Source organism: Amycolatopsis methanolica 239 (assembly GCF_000739085.1).
Lineage (GTDB): Bacteria > Actinomycetota > Actinomycetes > Mycobacteriales > Pseudonocardiaceae > Amycolatopsis_E > Amycolatopsis_E methanolica.
On record NZ_CP009110.1, the window covers coordinates 5,908,123 to 5,925,067 of the forward strand.

Here is a 16,945-nt window from a genome sequence, read left to right on the forward strand (position 1 = left end):
TCACATCCGGAAGACGCCGTAGCTGACGGGTTCCAGCGGCGCGTTCGCCGCGACCGACAACGCGAGCCCGAGCACCGTGCGGGTGTCCGCCGGGTCGATCACGCCGTCGTCCCACAACCGCGCGGTCGAGTAGTAGGGGCTGCCCTGCTCCTCGTACTGGCGGCGGATCGGCTCCTTGAACGCCTCTTCCTCCTCGGCAGGCCACTCGCCGCCGCGGCTCTCGATCGAATCGCGGCGCACGGTCGCCAGCACCGACGCGGCCTGCTCACCGCCCATGACGGAGATCCGGGCGTTGGGCCACATCCACAGGAACCGGGGCGAGTACGCCCGGCCGCACATGGAGTAGTTGCCCGCGCCGAACGAGCCGCCGATGATCACGGTCAGCTTCGGCACCCGGGCGCACGCCACGGCGGTGACCATCTTGGCGCCGTGCTTGGCGATGCCGCCGGCCTCGTAGTCCCTGCCCACCATGAAGCCGCTGATGTTCTGCAGGAAGACCAGCGGGATCGAGCGCTTGTCGCACAGCTCGATGAAGTGCGCGCCCTTCATGGCCGACTCGGCGAACAGGACGCCGTTGTTCGCGACGATCCCGACCGGGTGGCCGTGGATGTGCGCGAAACCGGTGACCAGGGTGGCGCCGTACTCCTTCTTGAACTCGTTGAAGCGGCTGCCGTCGACGATGCGCGCGATGACCTCACGCACGTCGTACGGGGTGCGCGAGTCGGTGGGCACGACGCCGTAGAGCTGCTCCGGGTCGACCGCGGGCGCCTCGACCTGGCGGACCTCCCACGGGCGCGGGCTGCGCGGGCCGAGGGTGGCGACGATGTTCCGGACGATCGACAGCGCGTGCGCGTCGTCGTTGGCGAGGTGGTCGGTGACGCCGGACTGGCGGGCGTGCACGTCCCCGCCGCCCAGCTCCTCGGCGGTGACGACCTCGCCGGTCGCGGCCTTCACCAGCGGCGGGCCGCCGAGGAAGATCGTGCCCTGGTTGCGGACGATGACCGCCTCGTCGCTCATCGCCGGGACGTACGCGCCACCGGCGGTGCAGGAGCCGAGGACGGCCGCGATCTGCGGGATGCCGCGCGCGGACATGGTCGCCTGGTTGTAGAAGATGCGGCCGAAGTGCTCGCGGTCCGGGAACACGTCGTCCTGCTTGGGCAGGAACGCGCCGCCCGAGTCGACCAGGTAGATGCACGGCAGGTTGTTGTGCAGGGCGACTTCCTGCGCGCGCAGGTGCTTCTTGACCGTCATCGGGTAGTAGGTGCCGCCCTTGACGGTCGCGTCGTTGGCGACGATGACGCATTCGCGACCGGAGACCCGCCCGATGCCGGTGATGATGCCGGCGGCGGGGGCCTCGTCGTCGTAGAGCCCGTTGGCGGCCAGCGGCGACAGCTCCAGGAACGGCGAGCCCGGGTCGAGAAGCGCGTCCACGCGGTCCCGCGGCAGGAGCTTGCCGCGTTCCACATGCCGGGCGCGCGCCTTCTCGGGGCCACCCGTTCGGGCTGCCGCCAAGCGCTTGCGCAGATCCTCGACCAGCTCCGCGTGCGCGGTCGCGTTCCGGGCGTACTGCTCGCTTCGCGGGTCCGCGGAGGTGCCGAGCACCGGGAAGTCCATGACCCTCCTCATCCGACGCCGGACGTGGTTAGTAGTCGTTAACAGCGGTACCGATGTTAACCACTACTAACGTGCGATGTCCAGATTCGGGCACACGAGGGTGTCGAATCGTGGTGGGCTCGTCCGACGTGGCAGTGAGAGACGAGGAGGACACCATGACCGCGACCTACACATTCGACGTCTTCACCAGCCTCGACGGCTTCGGCGCGGCCGGCGGCGATTGGACCGGCTACTGGGGCAAACAGGGCCCCGAGCTGCTCGAACGCCGCCTCGCCCTGTACGACGAGGAGCCGCGGATCGTCTTCGGCGCCAACACGTACCGGGCGTTCGCGCAGATGCTGGCCGAGAGCACCGAGGACTCCGACGTCCGCGACCCGTGGGTGACCCGGATGCGGAACCTGCCGGCCACGATCGTGTCGTCCACGCTGCGGGAACCGCTCGACTGGCCGGACGCGACCGTGGTGAGCGGCGACGCGGTCGACGTCATCAGACGGCTCAAGGAGGAGTCGGCGGCGCCGCTGCGCTCGCACGGCAGCCTGTCGATGAACCGGGCGCTGATGGCCGCCGGCCTGGTCGACCGCCTGCACGTGACGCTCTTCCCCGTGATCACCGCGAAGACGGGGCTGGACCCGATCTTCGCCGGCGGGGCCGACTTCGACCTGGAGCTCATCGAGCACCGGACGCTCGACGGGCACGTCCAGGAGCTGATCTACCGGCCCACGCTGCACGGCTGAAGACACCGAGGGGCGGCCGCAGCACGCGGCCGCCCCTCGGCGAGAGTCATCCCAGCGCCGCCACCAGCGACGGGTAGTAGCCCTGGGCCTGCCCGGTCGCCGTCGGGTGGTAGGACTCGTCGATCGGGTACGTCACGCTGTGCAGCCACGCCGAACCGGAGCAGATCTCGTGCCCGGTGAAGGCCGGGCGCACGTCCGCGAAGGCGAACCCCGCCTCCGAGGCCTCCTTCTGGATGACCGAGTCGAGCGCGTCGGCCCCGCTGTTGATGTACCCGCGGGAGGTGTCGGACAGCCCGACCGAGCAGGACCCGCCGATCTTGTAGAAGTGCGGGTAGCCCAGCACGATCACCGTCGCCTCCGGTGCGCGGGACCGGATCTCGCCGTAGGTCTTCTCCAGCAGCCCCGGCAGCGTGCCGTTGACGAACGCCTTCGCGTTGTCGATCGCGGTCTTGCAGCCCGAGTCCCCGCCGAGGATGCAGTCCTGCATGACACCCGCGAACCCGGCGTCGTTGCCGCCGACGCTGATCGTCACCAGATCGGTCTCGTCGGACAACGCGCTCACCTGGTTGTTCAGCACGTCCGAGGTCTTCGCGCCGGAACACGCCTGGAAGTTCAGCGAAGCCGACGTCTGCCCGGCGTAGAGCACCGGGTAGGCGTTCGAGCTGCGCTTGCAGCTGGACGAGTCCAGGTAGCTCCCGGCGCCGACCCCCGAGGAGTAGGAGTCGCCGAGCGCGACGTAGTCGAGGGTGGCGGCATTGGCCACCCCGGAGGTCAGGCCGATCGCGGCCAGGGCCGCGACGACGGTGGTTGCAAGCGTTCTCAGCACAGCGGGGACCACCTTCCGTGAGTAATCAACTCACTGAGTGATTACCAGGTGCAATGCCCACAAGGGACCCCCTTTTAGTAGGCATTTCGGCTACCAGCAGGTGACAGGAGGCGGACGTTAGCGCTCGCTAACCTGACTCGATAAGATGTTCACGTGTCGACGAGTCCCACACCGCTGGTCACCGGCGAAAAGGCCACCCGCCGCGAGGAGATCCTGAGCGCGGCCGCGGAGCTGTTCGCCCGGCACGGCTTCCACGGCGTCGGCATCGACGACATCGGCGCGGCCGTCGGCATCTCCGGCCCCGCCCTGTACCGGCACTTCCGCAGCAAGGACGCGATGCTGGGGGAGATGCTGAACTCGATCAGCCACTACCTCCTCGACGGCGGCACGGCGCGCGTCGACGCGACCGCCGACCCGCAGCAGGCGCTGGCGCAGCTGGTCGAGTTCCACGTCGACTTCGCGCTCACCCACCCGTCGCTGATCACGGTGCAGGAACGCAACCTCGCGAACCTCACCGACGCCGACCGGAAGCAGGTGCGGGCACTGCAGCGTCGCTACGTGGAGATATGGGTCAAGGTCATTCGCGATGCCGTACCCGGAGTGGGGGAACGCCAGGCACGCTCGGCGGCACACGCCGTGTTCGGATTGATCAACTCGACGCCGTACAACCGCCATTTGGACGACGAAGAACTGGCCGTCCTGCTGCGGCGCCTCGCGCTCGGCGCACTGCAGTCCGCCGCGTGATCATCACGTCACTCGTTTTCCCACTACCGTTGAACGCCTTTCCCCGGCTTTGATAGATCCCGTGACCCAGGACCGGCAGCAGCTGATCTCGCGGGCGCAGCGCGCCCTCGTCGCGATGCAGCTCGGCCGAGACAAGGACGCGCTCGACGAGGTGGCCCCGTCGAGCCGGGACGAGACGCGCGAGCTGATGCTGCTCCTGTTCGAGGAGTGCAGCATGATGGTGACCACGCTCGGTGACGGCGGCAGCGCCCCGGTCAAGGTCCAGGTGTTCGACGAGACCGGTGAAGAGGTGTCGATCGACCAGGCTGACCCGCCGGTGCGCACCGCCGTCCGCACGCTGCTCGCGGAGGTGCACGGCAACACCGAGGCCGCCGCGGAACAGGTGGAGATCGCCCTGAAGAGCGCCAACCGCGACGAGGTGGACAGCCTGACGCTGCAGGCGCTGCGGTGGACGGTGCGGCTCTCGGCCGAGTGCCTGGAGCGGGACCTGCCGGTCACCGAGTGGATCTCCGAGGCGCTCTCCTGATCCGGAACGCGGGGAGGCGTGCCCCGGCCGCGGCCCGGCGTCAGTAGTGGTAGCGGCGCACGGTATCCGGGCGGATGACGATGCGGACCTGCTCCTCGGCCTCGATCCCGGCGAGGTCCGCGGCACGGGCCGGGTCGTCGAGGTCCCAGTAGCGGGCGGCCAGGCGGGCGCTCAGTTCCTGTGCGCCATCCGGTTCCAGCGTGACCCGGCCGGCGACCGACACCCAGCGTTCGCGCTCACCGACCGGCGCGGCGACGACGATCGAGGCGCGTGGATCGCGGCGCAGTTGCCGCACCTTGGGCGAGTCCGGGGTGGTGCACAGCTGGATCGTGCCGACGTCGGTGGCCTCGAACCACACCGGCCGCGGCTGCGGCGGGACCGGACCCGCGGCCACGGTCGGGAATCCGTGCAGGGGACGGCGGAGGAACTCAAGGTCGTCGGGAGTCAGCGCACTGTCGCTCATGATCCCGGTTGAACACCGCAGGCTCGGACGAGCACATGGTCAAAAGACCGGATCACCTGTGTGATCGTCTAATCTCGTCGCCGTGGGACGTGCACCGTGCTCACCGGTGAGGGCTGGATCGTGCCGGAACACCACCCGCCCGAGCGGCTCCGCGCCGGCGAGACGATCATCGTGCGCGACCCGGGGACCTTCACCTTCGTCAACGAGCCGGACACCCGCGCCGAGCCGGTCGCGTGCGGCGAGTTCTGCGCGACGCCGAGCAGGGCGGGACGCGATACCGGCGCGGGTGGCGCGACCACGGCGACGGCGCGACGACGCTGATCGTCGGTGCCTACCCGGTGCGCGGCGAGATCAGCCGTCGGTTGCTGGACGCGCTGCCCGTCGTGGTGCGCGTGGGCGATGCCGGGGACACCCCCGACCCCGTACTGGATCACCTCGCCGCCGAGGTCGCCGTCGACGCGCCGGGTCAGCAGGTCGTGCTCGACCGGCTGCTGGACTGGCTGCTGGTCTGCACGCTGCGCGCGTGGTTCGACCGGCCGGGCGGCGAGCCCCCGGCGTGGTGGGCCACCCAGCGCGACCCGGTGGTCGGCCGCGCGCTGCGCCTGCTGCACGCCGAGCCTGGGGGCCCCGTGGACGGTCGCGGCGCTGGCGGAGCGCACCGGCGTGTCACGGTCGAGCCTGGCCAAACGGTTCGCCGACCTGGTCGGCGAACCGCCGCTGACCTACCTGACCCGCTGGCGCATGACGCTCGCGGCGGATCGGCTGGTGACGCGGGAGGCCGCGACCATAGGCGAGGTCGCCCGCTCCGTCGGCTACGCCGATCCATTCGAGTTCAGCGCGGCGTTCAAACGGGTCCGGGGCGTCAACCCCAGCGAGTTCCGGCGCGGCCGGACCGGAGTCAGTGCAGCAGCGCCTTCACCAGCGCCGACACCTGCGCGACCTCGATCAGGAACGAGTCGTGCCCGTACGGCGAAGTGATCTCCGCGGCCTCGCCCGCACCCGGGATCCCCGCCGCCAGCTCGTGCGCCTGCCGCATCGGGTAGAGGCGGTCGGAATCGACGCCCGCGATCACGCTGCGCGCGGTCACCCCGGCCAGCGCCGCGCCGACGCCACCGCGGTCGCGACCCACGTCGTGCGTGTTCATCGACCGCGTGAGCCACACGTAGGACGCCGCGTCGAAGCGGCGCACCAGCTTGCCCGCGTGGTGGTCGAGGTAGGACTCCACGGCGTACCGGCCGTCGTCGAACGGGTCCTCGTCACCCTGCGGCGACCGGCCGAACCGCTGGTCGAGTTCGAGTGAGCTGCGGTAGGTCACGTGCGCGATCCGCCGCGCGACGCCCAGCCCGCGGTGCGGCCCCTCGCCCGGCGGCGCGTCGTGGTAATCGCCGCCGCGCCAACCCGGGTCCGACGTGATCGCGTGCAGCTGCGGCGCGGCCCACGCGATCTGGTCGGCCGATGACGCGGCAGGCGCGGCGAGCACCAGCAACGCCGCGACCCGGGACGGGAACGTCGCCGCCCACTCCAGCGCCCGCATGCCGCCCATCGACCCGCCGAGCACCGCGGCCCACCGCTCGACACCCAGCTCGTCGGCCACCACGGCCTCCGCCCGGACCTGGTCGCGGATCGTGATTCGCGGGAACCGGCTCCCCCACGTCCGGCCGTCCGGGTCCGGCGACGAGGGACCGGTCGAACCCTGGCAGCCGCCGAGCACGTTGGGCACCACGACGAACAGCTCGTCGGTGTCCAGCGCGCGGCCGGGCCCGATCAGGCCGTCCCACCAGCCCGGCGTGGGGTGCCCCGGCCCGGCCTCACCGGCGGCGTGGCTGTCGCCGGTGAGGGCGTGCTCGATCAGGACCGCGTTGGAGCCATCTGAGTTCAGCGTGCCCCACGTCTCGTACGCGATCCGGTACTCCGGCAGCGAGCCGCCGGCGTCCAGCCGCAGCTGTCCGCCGGCGGCCCACTGCCGCCGCCCCGGTGGGTCCCCCTCCCGCCACGCACCCGTCGCAGGCAGGAGATCCACAGTGGACGGTTGCGTCACAGGACCGCCTTCGCCGCCCGGAACCCGGCCTCAAGGTCGGCCTTGAGGTCCTCCAGGCCCTCCAGCCCCACGGCGAGCCGCACCAGGCCCGGCGTGACGCCGCTGGCGAGCTGCTCCTCGGGGGTGAGCTGGCTGTGGGTGGTGCTGGCGGGGTGGACGATGAGGCTGCGCACGTCACCGATGTTAACCAGCTGGCTGTGCAGCTCGGTGCCATCGACGAACTTCCGCCCGGCCTCGACGCCGCCACGCAGGTCGAACGACAGCACCGCACCGGCGCCCTGCGGCAGGTACTTCTGCGCCAGGTCGTAGTGCGGGCTCGACGGCAGGCTCGCGTAGTAGACGCGCTCGACCTCGTCGCGCTGCTCCAGCCACTCGGCCAGCGCCTTCGCGTTGCTGACGTGCCGCTCGACGCGCAGCGACAGCGTCTCGATGCCCTGCAGGATCAGGAAGCTGTTGAGCGGCGCGATCGCCGCGCCGGTGTCGCGCAGCAGCTGGACGCGGGCCTTCGCCGCGTACGCGCCGGGGCCGAGGGCTTCCCAGTACTTGAGGCCGTGGTAGCTGGGGTCGGGCTCGGTGAAGCCGGGGAAGCGGTCACCGTGCGCGCCGAAGTCGAAGGTGCCGCCGTCGACCAGCACGCCCGCGACCGTGGTGCCGTGGCCGCCGAGGTACTTCGTGGCCGAGTGGACGACGACGTCCGCACCGTGCTCGATCGGGCGCAGCAGGTACGGCGTCGGGATGGTGTTGTCCACGATCAGCGGCACGCCCACCTCGTGCGCCAGGTCGGCGATCGTCCGGATGTCCAGGACGTCACTGCCCGGGTTGGCGAGCGTCTCGCCGAAGAACGCCTTGGTGTTCGGGCGGACGGCGGCCCGCCACTGCTCCGGGTCGTCCTGCTGCTCGACGAACGACACCTCGACACCCAGCTTCGGCAGCGTGTAGCGGAAGAGGTTGTAGGTGCCGCCGTACAGCTTCGCGCCGGACACGATGTGGTCACCGGCGTTGGCGACGTTCAGGATCGCCGCCGTGGTGGCCGCGGAACCGGACGCGAAGGCCAGTGCGGCGACGCCGCCTTCGAGCGCGGCGAGGCGCTGCTCGAGCACATCCTGGGTCGGGTTCATGATCCGGGTGTAGATGTTGCCCGGCTCGGCGAGGCTGAACAGGTCGGCGCCGTGCTGGCTGTCGCGGAAGACGTACGACGTCGTCTGGTAGATCGGGGTCGCGCGGGCGCCCGTGGCCGGGTCGGGGCTCGCGCCGGCGTGGATCTGCTTGGTCTCGAAGGACCAGGCGTGCGACTCGGTCATCGTCGTTCTCCTTGATGCGTGGGCTGTTCAGCGGAAGCCGCCGTGTCCGAAGCTAGTCAGATCGGATCAATCCGCCCAACCGGTTCCCACAGTGTGGATTTTTCTCTCTTGCTCAATTTCTTAGCTTCTAAGATACTTGGCGCACGGGATTTCCACAGCGAGGAGGAACCATGGAACGAGCCGACGTCCTGGTCGTGGGGGCCGGACTGGCTGGCCTGTCCGCGAGCGTGTTCCTGGCGCTCGGCGGCGTGGACGTGCTGACGGTGGAACGGCATCCGGGCACGTCGCTGCACCCGCGGGCGTCCGGGCAGACGCCGCGGACGATGGAGCTGTACCGGTTCGCCGGGATCGATCGAAAGGTGCTCGGCGTCAGCGAGCGCGCCTCTCAGGGGCTGCGGATCACGGTCGCCGCGAGCCTGAGCGGGCCGGTGTTCCACCGGATCGTGGAGGACCTCGGGGAGGTCGACCTGAGCGCGGCGACCGCGGCGCCGTGGGGAATGGCGGGGCAGGACGTGGTCGAGCCGATCCTGCTGGAGCGGGCCCGCGAGGCGGGCGCGGACGTGCGGTTCTCGACGGAACTGGTGTCGTTCACGCAGGACGACGACGGGGTGACCGCCGTGCTGCGCTCGCGGACCGGCTCGGAGACGACCGTGCGGGCGTCGTACCTGGTGGCCGCCGACGGCGGGCGGAGCCGGATCCGGGAGGCGCTCGGGATCGGGACATCCGGGCTCGGCGCGATCGCGCAATCGATCGGGGTGGTGTTCGACGCCGATCTCGGCGACCGGCTGCTGCCCGGCGTGACCGACCTGTTCTACCTGCAGCACGCGGAGTTCACCGGCGCACTGGTCAACACCGACGTGCCCGGCCGGTACGTGTGCGCGGTGGACATCGGGCCGGGCGAGACGGCCGACGACTTCCCGGAGGAGCGGCTGGTCCACCTGATCCGGGGGGCCACCGATCTGCCGGACCTGGAGCCGAAGATCCAGTGGACGGGCGCGTGGGAGATGGCGGCGCGGGTCGCCGACCGGTTCGCGGCGGGCCGGGTGTTCCTGGTCGGCGACGCCGCCAAGGTCACGCCGCCCACCGGCGGCATGGGCGGGAACACCGCGGTCGGCGACGGCCACGACATCGCGTGGAAGCTGACGGCGGTGCTCCGCGGCGACGCCGGGCCGGGACTGCTCGACAGCTACGAAGCCGAGCGCAGGCCGATCGCGGAGATGGTGGTCAGCACTTCGCTGCACAACGCGAAGGAGCGGATGATGCCGGACCTCGACCTGACCGGGGTGGCCCCGCCGGTCGACCAGCTCGCGCTCACGCTGGGATTCCGATACCGCTCGGGCGCGGTGCTGACCGAGGACGACGACCTGCTGGAGAACCCGGTGGAGCCGTCCGGCCGTCCCGGGTTCCGCGCGCCGCACGTGCCCACCGCGACCGGGTCCACCTGGGACTTCCTCGGCCACGGCTGGGTCGTCTTCGGCACCGGCGGCTGGCGCGACGCGGTCGCCGAGGTGCGCGCGGAGACGGGCATCGCGTTGGAGTACCGGGAGTGCGGCGCCGATTTCGACGACCCCGACGGCGTGTTCCGCGCGCGGTTCGGGTTGGGCGACGGCGGCGCCAGCCTGGTGCGGCCGGACGGGATCGTGGCGTGGCGGTGCCCCGGGGGTGCCGCCGACCCGGCCGCCACGTTGTGGGACGTGCTGGCCAGGGTGCTGAGCAGGTAGCCGCGGGTGGCGGCGCGCGGCACCTCGCGCCGCCACCCGCGCGCCGCCGAGCCGTATCCTGCGGAAATGGTGTCCGTCCGCAGCGTGGTCGACCGTGTGGGGCCGACGTTGCTGCACGCGGTTCAGCTGCCCGACCCCTGCCCCGCGGTGGCGGATGTGGTGATCGCCGAGCCGGGGTCGCCCGCCCAGCTCGCGGCGGGCGACCTGGTCCTCGGCGTCGCCACCGGCGACACCGACGCGGCGGTCGAGCTCGTCCGGCACAGCGCCGCGGCCGGCGCCGCCGCGGTGCTGCTCAAACCACCGGTCGCGCGGAAGCCGCCGGTCCGGCGGGCGGCGAAGGCGGCGGGCATCGCCCTCATCGAGGTTCGCGCCGCGACCGCGTGGGCCCAGCTGGTGTGGTTGCTCCGCACCGTGCTGGACGCCGCCGCCGAGGAACCCGAGTCGCTGGAGGGGGATCCGGCCTCGGCGGACCTGTTCCGGCTCGCGGACGCCGTGGCGGCGGTCGTCGACGCTCCGGTGACGATCGAGGACACCAACTCCCGGGTGCTGGCCTACTCGGCGCGGCAGGACATCACCGACCCGGCGCGCGTGTCGACGATCATGGGCCGCCGCATCCCCGACGACGTCCTCGCGAAGTTCCGCTCGCGCGGCGTGTTCCGCGAACTGTCCCGCGGCAGGCAGACGATTTTCGTTCCGGCGCAACGGGACGGCACGCTGCCGCGGCTCATCGTGCCGATCCGGATGGGCGGCGAACTGCTCGGCTCGATGTGGGCGGTCGTGCGCGGGCCGGTGTCCGACGAGCGCGCCGCCGCGTTCGCCGACACCGCGCCGGTCGTCGCGCTGCACCTCCTCCGGCGCCGGGCCCACGCCGACGCCCAGCGGCGCGCGTCGGCCGAACTGCTGCGTGCCGTGCTGGAGGGAAAAGCCGGCCCGCGCGCCGCGATCGCCGAACTGGAGCTGACCGACGAGCCGCACCGGGTGGTCGTCGTCGACACCCCCGGCGACGACGAAGGCCTGCGGCTCGCCCTGATGGAACGGATGTCGCTGGGCATCGGGCGCCGTCCGATCGCGACAGAACTCGGCGGGCTGCTCTACACGGTCGTGCCGGACGGCGCGGACTGGCCGTCGCTGGCCGACCCGTCCCGCGGCGCGCCACGGGTCGCGGCGGGCAGCGCGGTCAAGATCGGCGAGCTGCCGCGGTCACGCGCCGAGGCGGAGGAGACGCTGAGCCTGCTGCGCGCCGGGGTGATCGAGGGGCCGTCCGGCAGCTTCGACGGCCTGTGGACGGCGCTCGCGCTGCACCGCACGGCTTCGGCGGCGGCCGCGGCGGGCGTCGCCGAACTCGGGCCGCTCGAACAGCTCCGCGAGTACGACCGGATCAACGGCACGGGCTACGTCGACACGCTGTACGAGTGGTTGCGCCACCCCGGGGACCCGCGGTCGGCGGCGCAGGCGCTACGGATCCACCCCAACACGTTCCGGTACCGCATGCGGCGCGTGCTCGAACTCGTCCCGCTCGACCTGAACGACCCGGACGTCCGGTTAGCATTGCTGGTCCAGCTCGTCGCCGTGCGCTGGTCGTAGGAGGGTTTCAGTGTTCGAGGGGACGGTTGCCGGGCTGCACCGCTGGCCGGTGAAGTCGTTGCGGGGCGAGGAGGTCCGCGCCGCACGCTTCGACGGACGGGGCATGGCGGGCGACCGGGCGCACGCGCTGGTCGACGGGCGGGAGAAGCGCCGCGGGAAGGTGCTGACGGTGCGCCAGAACCCGCCGATGCTCACCTGGGGCGCGGAGTACGGCGGCGACGTGATCGACCCGCCGAAGCCGCCGATACTGCACGCGCCGGACGGCCGGTCCTGGTCGTGGGACGAGCCCGGCCTGGTGGACGCGCTCGCCGGGTCGTTCGGGATGCCGGTGGAGCTGCGCGCGGCGGACGGGCAGCAGGACCGAGGCCCCACCGTGCTGGTCACGTTCGAGGCGTCGCTGGTGGCGCTCGCGGCGGAGCTCGGCAGGCCCGTCGAACTCCACCGGTTCCGCCCGAACATCCACCTGGCCACCGACGCCCCCGCCTTCGCTGAGGAGGACTGGATCACCGGGACGACGCTCGACATCGGCGAGGTGTCGCTGGAGGTGACCGGCGAGCACGCCGGACCGTGCATCCGCTGCGCGGTGCCCAGCTGGGAGCCGTCCGGCCGGGATCGGTGGCCGGAGTTGCAGACCCACCTGATCGACCGGCACGCCAACAAGTTCGGCGTGATCATGCGCGTGACGCGCGCCGGGGTGGTCACCGCCGGGGACGCCGTCTCGGCCCGTCCCGCCTGAGACCATTCGGCATCGGGCGATCCGACAGCGGTCCTGGGGGCCTCATCGCCCAGGACCAACACGCATCTCGTACCCGGTGCGCAACCTCCGACGCGCCGGCGCGCCGACCACTGCGCACGGCTCACCAGCTCGAGCAGAGAAAACCGCACGTGAAAGCCCGTCCCGCCTGAGGGCCGGGAACTCACACCCCGAACGCAGAACTCGCGCGGCGGGGCGTGGGACTCGCGGTCAGACTTCGAGCAGTGTCTTGCCGATCGTGGCGCGGCTTTCGATCGCCCGGTGCGCGTCGGCGGCTCGGGCGAGCAGGAAGCGTTGTCCGACAAGGGCTTTGACGCGTCCGGCGGCGGCCTCGGCCAGGATCCACTCCGTCGCGGCGCGCAGGTCGGCCGGGCTGCCCAGCGGTCCGCGGTGCAACACCACGCCCCGCGCGGCGGCCTCCTCTTCGGACACCTCCGTCCACGCGCCGCTCGCCAAGCCGTAGCTGAAGTGCCGCCCGCCGCGCCGCACCAGCCCGAACGCGGCGGCCCCGATCGCGCCGCCCACGCCGTCGAACACGACGTCCACGGGGCCGACCTGCGCGGCCCAGTCCGGCTGCGTGTAGTCGACCACCACATCCGCCCCGAGGTCGCGGGCCACCGCCGTCTTCCGCGAGCCGCCCGCTGCCGCGATCACCGTCGCGCCCCCGCTGCGCGCCAGCTGCACCAGCAGGCTCCCCACGCCACCCGCGGCGGCCTCCACCAGCACCCGCTCCCCCGCCGACACGCCGGCCGCGCGGATCAGCGCCGTCGCGGTCCGGCCGTCGGCCAGCAACGCCACCGCGTCGTCCAGCGCCAGGCCGTCCGGCACGCGGAACGGCGCCGCCGCGTCCACCACGACCCGCTCGGCGTACCCGCCCGACCCATTCAGGCTCGTCACCACCGGCGCGCCCACCAGGTCATCCGGTCCGGACAGCACCACCCCGCCGACCCCGTTGCCCGGGATCACCGGCGGCTCCGCGCGGAACGGCCCCGGCAGCCCCGCCCGGAACTGCGTCTCCACGAACGTCGTGTTGGCGAATGTCACACCGACGAGCACCTGCCCTGGACCGGGCACCGGATCCGGCGCCTCACCGGCGACGAGCACATCGGGCCCGCCGAACTCCCTCAACCACACCGCTCTCATGGAGATCATCCTGGGATCTCCACCAAGGTGGAGGTCAAGACCTTGTCCTGCGGGCACCACTCGAGCGAAGGAGAATTGTCGGCGAGGCACGATGACACCGCCATCCGGGTGGTTCACCGTGGTCAGCACCACGTCCACGGATGCAGGAGGAAGCAGTGCGCATCGCCGTCCCCCGCGAGGTCAAGAAGCACGAGTACCGCGTCGCCGTGACCCCGGCCGGGGTGCACGAACTGACGGCGCGGGGCCACGAGGTCTTCATCGAGGCCGGCGCCGGCCTCGGGTCCGCCATCAGCGACGACGAGTACGTCTCCGCGGGCGCGAAGATCCTCGCCACCGCCGACGACGTCTGGGCCGAGGGCGAGATGGTCCTCAAGGTCAAGGAGCCGGTCGCCGAGGAGTACCCCCGGCTGCGCCGCGACCAGGTGCTGTTCACCTACCTGCACCTCGCCGCCGACCGCCCGCTCACGCAGGCCCTGCTGGACGTGGGCACGACCGCCATCGCGTACGAGACCGTGCAGCAGCCCAGCGGCGCGCTGCCGCTGCTGGCGCCGATGTCCGAGGTCGCCGGTCGGCTCGCCCCGCAGGTCGGCGCGCACTCCCTGATGAAGCCCAGTGGCGGCCGCGGCGTGCTGCCCGGCGGCGTGCCCGGGGTGCACCCGGCGCGAGTGGTCGTGATCGGCGGCGGCGTCGCCGGCCTCAACGCGGCGCGCATCGCACTCGGCCTCGGCTCGGACGTCGAGATCCTGGACACCAACGTGGACCGCCTGCGCCAGATCGACCACGACTTCGCCGGCCGCATCCGCACCGTCGCCTCGAACGCGTTCGCCGTCGAGCAGGCCGTGCTGGAGGCCGACCTGGTGATCGGCGCGGTGCTGGTGCCCGGCGCGCGGGCGCCGAAACTCGTCTCCACCGAGCTGGTCGCGCGCATGAAGCCGGGCAGCGTGCTCGTGGACATCGCGATCGACCAGGGCGGGTGCTTCGCCGACTCGCACCCGACGACGCACGACGACCCGACCTACACCGTGCACGAGTCCGTCTTCTACTGCGTGGCGAACATGCCCGGCGCGGTCCCGCGCACCAGCACCTACGCGCTGACCAACGTCACACTCCCCTACGCAGTCCAGCTGGCCGACCACGGCTGGCAGGCCGCGCTGCGTGCCAACGGCCCGCTGTCGCTCGGCCTCAACGCGCACGACGGCGCGCTGGTCAACGCCCCCGTCGCGCAGGCGCACGACCTGCCGCACACTCCGCTGGCCGACGTCCTCGCCTGACCGGTGGGCGGACCCGCGTCAGGGACCGCCCACCGCACCACAGAACGCGTGAAGAACTTTTCAGACCAACATGGGCCCCCGCGTAAGCGAAGTCCGGGGATACCACCTAAACTTGTATGTGGCGGCCCGCTCCCAGTGACCCCCAGGCTGGTTGAGCGGGCCGCCCCTTTGTGCGCACCCTCCCCGACACACGGCACCCGGACGGGTTGAACCGGACCCGAGTAGGGCACTATGTGCCCGCGATCAAGTTCACCGGGCCGGGAGGGGCGCGCATGCAACACGACGGCAGCGGCCGGATATTCGTGCAGAACCTAAGCAAACACTTCGGCCCGGTCGCCGCGGTGCAGAATCTGAGCTTCGAGGTCCGGCCCGGCTCGGTCACCGGCTTTCTCGGCCCGAACGGCGCCGGGAAGACCACCACGTTGCGCATGTTGCTCGGCCTGGTCACGCCGTCCGCGGGTGTCGCCACCATCAACGGCCGCCCGTACCAGCAGCTGGGCAACCCGGCGCAGGTCGTGGGCGCGGTGCTGGAGAACGAGGGCTTCCACCCGAAGCGCACCGCGCGGAACCACCTGAAGGTGTACGCCGCGGCGATCGGCGCGCCGGACAACCGCGTCGAGGAGGTGCTGGGCCTGGTCGGCCTTTCCAGCGCCGCGGACCGCCGCGCGGGCGGGTTCTCGCTCGGCATGCGGCAGCGGCTGGCGCTGGCGACCGCGCTGCTCGGCAACCCGCAGGTGCTGGTGCTGGACGAGCCGGCGAACGGCCTCGACCCGGAGGGAATCGTGTGGCTGCGCAACTTCCTGCGCGCCTACGCCCGCGAAGGGCGCACCGTGCTGGTGTCGAGCCACCTGCTGTCCGAGGTGGAGCAGACAATCGACCAGGTCGTCATCATCAGTCACGGCGTCACGCGCTACTACGGCCCGCTGGACCAGCTGCGCAGCAGCCAGCAGTCGCGGGTGCTGGTGCAGGCGGCGGACGCGAACGCTCTGGTGAAAGCGCTTCAGGAGGCCGGTTTCACGCAGGTGGAGCCGACGCCGGACGGGCGCGTCGCGGTGGTCGGCGCGACCCGTCAGCAGATCGGTGATCTGGTCGCGAAGTCCGGGATCGCGGTGTACGGGATCGAGGAGGAGCGGGCGGACCTGGAGAAGCTGTTCTTCCAGCTGACCAGCCCCCAATACCCGGGAGCGCAGTACTCGGGAGCGCCGCGGCAGCCATACGGCCAGCCGCCGCAGCAGGGCGGCTGGGGCGGCCCGCCACCGCCGGGATACCCACCGCAGCAGCAGTACCAGCAAGCACCGCCGCAGCAGGGGCACGGCGGCTGGGGAGGACAGGGCTGATGGGCCGGTTGATCAAGGCGGAGTTCCGCAAGACGCTCAGCCTCAACACCTGGTGGATCCTGATCATCCCGCTGGTGCTGGTCGCGTTCTGGATGTCGTTCGCGTGGGGCAGGATCACCAACGACTTCGCCGACTGGATCGGCTCCGGTACCGCGCGGATCATCGCCGAGCAGGCCGGGGTGTCCGCCGACGCGCTGCCGGTCGGGCTGCTGAGCATCGCGCACGGCGTGAACATCGCGCAGCTGGTCCCGGCGATCTTCGGCGTGTTCGCGCTTGCCGGTGAGTACAACAGCAAGACGATCACGACGACGTTCCTCACGGCGCCGAACCGGGTGTCCGCGCTGACCGCGAAGATGATCACCTACATCCTGTGGGGCGCGCTCTACGGTCTGCTCAGCTTCGCGGTGTCGGCGCTGGCCACGGCCATCACGGTGGACAGCGACCGGCTGCCCACCGGCGGTCAGTGGCTCGCGGCGTTCGGCGCGACGGTGCTCGCCTACATCCTGGTGACGCTGTTCGGCATCGGGTTCGGCGCGGTGCTCAACAAGGTCGTGCTGGCCGTGATCCTGCTGATCGGGTACTTCCTGATCGTGGAGAACGTGCTGGTCATCGCGATGTGGAACACCACCGACGTGCTGGGCGCGATCCTGCCGAACAGCACCGCGAACGGCATCGTCGGCGGTGTCGCGGCGGAGGCGTTCGGCATCGACTCGATCAACCTGCCGGGTGGTGTGGAGCACTGGGACAAGCTGGGGCTGCAGCTCTCGGCCGGTGCGCCGGGCCTGATCTCGTGGTGGGCCGCCGCGCTGGTGTTCCTGGCTTGGACACTGGTGTTTTTCGTCGGTGGCTGGGCCTCCAACCAGCGCCGCGACATCACGTAGGCGCACAC

General features: G+C 71.5%; 15 protein-coding genes and 1 pseudogene. 10 read left to right on the top strand and 6 right to left on the bottom strand.

Annotated elements, in window-relative coordinates; all coding sequences use genetic code 11:
- Nucleotides 1-1,614, bottom strand: coding sequence for a carboxyl transferase domain-containing protein (locus tag AMETH_RS28740; protein WP_017984665.1), 1,614 nt, complete (start codon nucleotides 1,612-1,614; stop codon nucleotides 1-3).
- A 155-nt stretch (nucleotides 1,615-1,769) separates the two neighbouring features.
- On the opposite strand from AMETH_RS28740, the gene AMETH_RS28745 reads away from it, so the two are divergent.
- Entirely contained in the window at nucleotides 1,770-2,348 is a 579-nt protein-coding gene (locus AMETH_RS28745; protein WP_017984666.1) for a dihydrofolate reductase family protein, read from the top strand.
- Nucleotides 2,349-2,394: 46 nt separating this feature from the next.
- On the opposite strand, the gene AMETH_RS28750 is transcribed toward AMETH_RS28745, so the two are convergent.
- The gene (locus AMETH_RS28750) at nucleotides 2,395-3,174 is read right to left on the bottom strand and encodes an SGNH/GDSL hydrolase family protein (protein WP_017984667.1); all 780 of its coding nucleotides are present in this window, start codon (nucleotides 3,172-3,174) and stop codon (nucleotides 2,395-2,397) included.
- 153 nt (nucleotides 3,175-3,327) lie between these two features.
- Here AMETH_RS28750 and AMETH_RS28755 point away from each other — a divergent pair, with 153 nt between their 5' ends.
- Nucleotides 3,328-3,918 carry an SACE_7040 family transcriptional regulator gene (locus tag AMETH_RS28755; protein ID WP_017984668.1) on the top strand — a complete coding sequence of 197 codons (591 nt, stop codon included), beginning with the start codon at nucleotides 3,328-3,330 and terminating at the stop codon, nucleotides 3,916-3,918.
- A gap of 115 nt (nucleotides 3,919-4,033) precedes the next feature.
- Entirely contained in the window at nucleotides 4,034-4,444 is a 411-nt protein-coding gene (locus AMETH_RS28760) for a hypothetical protein (RefSeq protein WP_223843266.1), read from the top strand.
- A 40-nt stretch (nucleotides 4,445-4,484) separates the two neighbouring features.
- Here the strand turns inward: AMETH_RS28760 and AMETH_RS28765 are convergent, their stop codons facing one another.
- The gene (locus tag AMETH_RS28765; protein WP_017984670.1) at nucleotides 4,485-4,907 is read right to left on the bottom strand and encodes a pyridoxamine 5'-phosphate oxidase family protein; all 423 of its coding nucleotides are present in this window, start codon (nucleotides 4,905-4,907) and stop codon (nucleotides 4,485-4,487) included.
- 90 nt (nucleotides 4,908-4,997) lie between these two features.
- Here AMETH_RS28765 and AMETH_RS37425 point away from each other — a divergent pair.
- Nucleotides 4,998-5,885 (top strand): annotated as a pseudogene (locus AMETH_RS37425) (AraC family transcriptional regulator); the annotation flags it as partial.
- Here the strand turns inward: AMETH_RS37425 and metX are convergent.
- Together metX and AMETH_RS28780 are read right to left on the bottom strand one after the other, a co-directional pair.
- Nucleotides 5,806-6,927, bottom strand: a complete 1,122-nt coding sequence (gene metX / locus AMETH_RS28775; RefSeq protein ID WP_017984672.1) for a homoserine O-acetyltransferase MetX — start codon at nucleotides 6,925-6,927, stop codon at nucleotides 5,806-5,808. The pseudogene AMETH_RS37425 and the gene metX overlap by 80 nt on opposite strands.
- Before the next feature lie 14 nt (nucleotides 6,928-6,941).
- Nucleotides 6,942-8,246: a bifunctional o-acetylhomoserine/o-acetylserine sulfhydrylase gene (locus tag AMETH_RS28780; protein ID WP_017984673.1), complete on the bottom strand. Its 1,305-nt coding sequence runs from the start codon at nucleotides 8,244-8,246 to the stop codon at nucleotides 6,942-6,944.
- A gap of 170 nt (nucleotides 8,247-8,416) precedes the next feature.
- On the opposite strand from AMETH_RS28780, the gene rdmE reads away from it, so the two are divergent.
- The 3 genes from rdmE (at nucleotide 8,417) to AMETH_RS28795 (ending at nucleotide 12,287) form a co-directional block, all read left to right on the top strand.
- Complete coding sequence (gene rdmE, locus AMETH_RS28785) at nucleotides 8,417-9,967, top strand: aklavinone 12-hydroxylase RdmE (protein ID WP_017984674.1); 1,551 nt, start codon at nucleotides 8,417-8,419, stop codon at nucleotides 9,965-9,967.
- A gap of 66 nt (nucleotides 9,968-10,033) precedes the next feature.
- Complete coding sequence (locus AMETH_RS28790) at nucleotides 10,034-11,551, top strand: PucR family transcriptional regulator (protein WP_026153460.1); 1,518 nt, start codon at nucleotides 10,034-10,036, stop codon at nucleotides 11,549-11,551.
- A gap of 10 nt (nucleotides 11,552-11,561) precedes the next feature.
- Complete coding sequence (locus AMETH_RS28795) at nucleotides 11,562-12,287, top strand: MOSC domain-containing protein (protein WP_017984676.1); 726 nt, start codon at nucleotides 11,562-11,564, stop codon at nucleotides 12,285-12,287.
- Nucleotides 12,288-12,515: 228 nt separating this feature from the next.
- Here the strand turns inward: AMETH_RS28795 and AMETH_RS28800 are convergent, their stop codons facing one another.
- Nucleotides 12,516-13,448: a zinc-binding dehydrogenase gene (locus AMETH_RS28800; RefSeq protein ID WP_026153461.1), complete on the bottom strand. Its 933-nt coding sequence runs from the start codon at nucleotides 13,446-13,448 to the stop codon at nucleotides 12,516-12,518.
- A 155-nt stretch (nucleotides 13,449-13,603) separates the two neighbouring features.
- Between AMETH_RS28800 and ald the strand changes: the two genes are divergently transcribed.
- The 3 genes from ald (at nucleotide 13,604) to AMETH_RS28815 (ending at nucleotide 16,937) form a co-directional block, all read left to right on the top strand.
- Nucleotides 13,604-14,719: an alanine dehydrogenase gene (gene ald, locus AMETH_RS28805; protein WP_017984678.1), complete on the top strand. Its 1,116-nt coding sequence runs from the start codon at nucleotides 13,604-13,606 to the stop codon at nucleotides 14,717-14,719.
- A gap of 272 nt (nucleotides 14,720-14,991) precedes the next feature.
- Nucleotides 14,992-16,056 (top strand): ABC transporter ATP-binding protein, encoded by a 1,065-nt coding sequence (locus tag AMETH_RS28810; RefSeq protein WP_026153462.1) that lies wholly within the window; start codon nucleotides 14,992-14,994, stop codon nucleotides 16,054-16,056.
- Nucleotides 16,056-16,937, top strand: coding sequence for an ABC transporter permease subunit (locus AMETH_RS28815; RefSeq protein WP_017984680.1), 882 nt, complete (start codon nucleotides 16,056-16,058; stop codon nucleotides 16,935-16,937). The genes AMETH_RS28810 and AMETH_RS28815 overlap by 1 nt, the downstream gene beginning before the upstream one ends.
- The last annotated feature ends 8 nt before the right edge of the window (nucleotides 16,938-16,945 follow it).

Excerpts from the sequence above, each read along its gene's own strand:
- AMETH_RS28800 (WP_026153461.1), bottom strand. The coding sequence starts at position 13,448 with ATGAGAGCGGTGTGGTTGAGGGAGTTCGGCGGGCCCGATGTGCTCGTC.
- AMETH_RS28790 (WP_026153460.1), top strand. The coding sequence starts at position 10,034 with ATGGTGTCCGTCCGCAGCGTGGTCGACCGTGTGGGGCCGACGTTGCTG.
- AMETH_RS28765 (WP_017984670.1), bottom strand. The coding sequence starts at position 4,907 with ATGAGCGACAGTGCGCTGACTCCCGACGACCTTGAGTTCCTCCGCCGT.
- AMETH_RS28760 (WP_223843266.1), top strand. The coding sequence starts at position 4,034 with ATGCAGCTCGGCCGAGACAAGGACGCGCTCGACGAGGTGGCCCCGTCG.
- AMETH_RS28740 (WP_017984665.1), bottom strand. The coding sequence starts at position 1,614 with ATGGACTTCCCGGTGCTCGGCACCTCCGCGGACCCGCGAAGCGAGCAG.
- AMETH_RS28780 (WP_017984673.1), bottom strand. The coding sequence starts at position 8,246 with ATGACCGAGTCGCACGCCTGGTCCTTCGAGACCAAGCAGATCCACGCC.
- rdmE (WP_017984674.1), top strand. The coding sequence starts at position 8,417 with ATGGAACGAGCCGACGTCCTGGTCGTGGGGGCCGGACTGGCTGGCCTG.
- AMETH_RS28815 (WP_017984680.1), top strand. The coding sequence starts at position 16,056 with ATGGGCCGGTTGATCAAGGCGGAGTTCCGCAAGACGCTCAGCCTCAAC.
- AMETH_RS28745 (WP_017984666.1), top strand. The coding sequence starts at position 1,770 with ATGACCGCGACCTACACATTCGACGTCTTCACCAGCCTCGACGGCTTC.
- AMETH_RS28810 (WP_026153462.1), top strand. The coding sequence starts at position 14,992 with ATGCAACACGACGGCAGCGGCCGGATATTCGTGCAGAACCTAAGCAAA.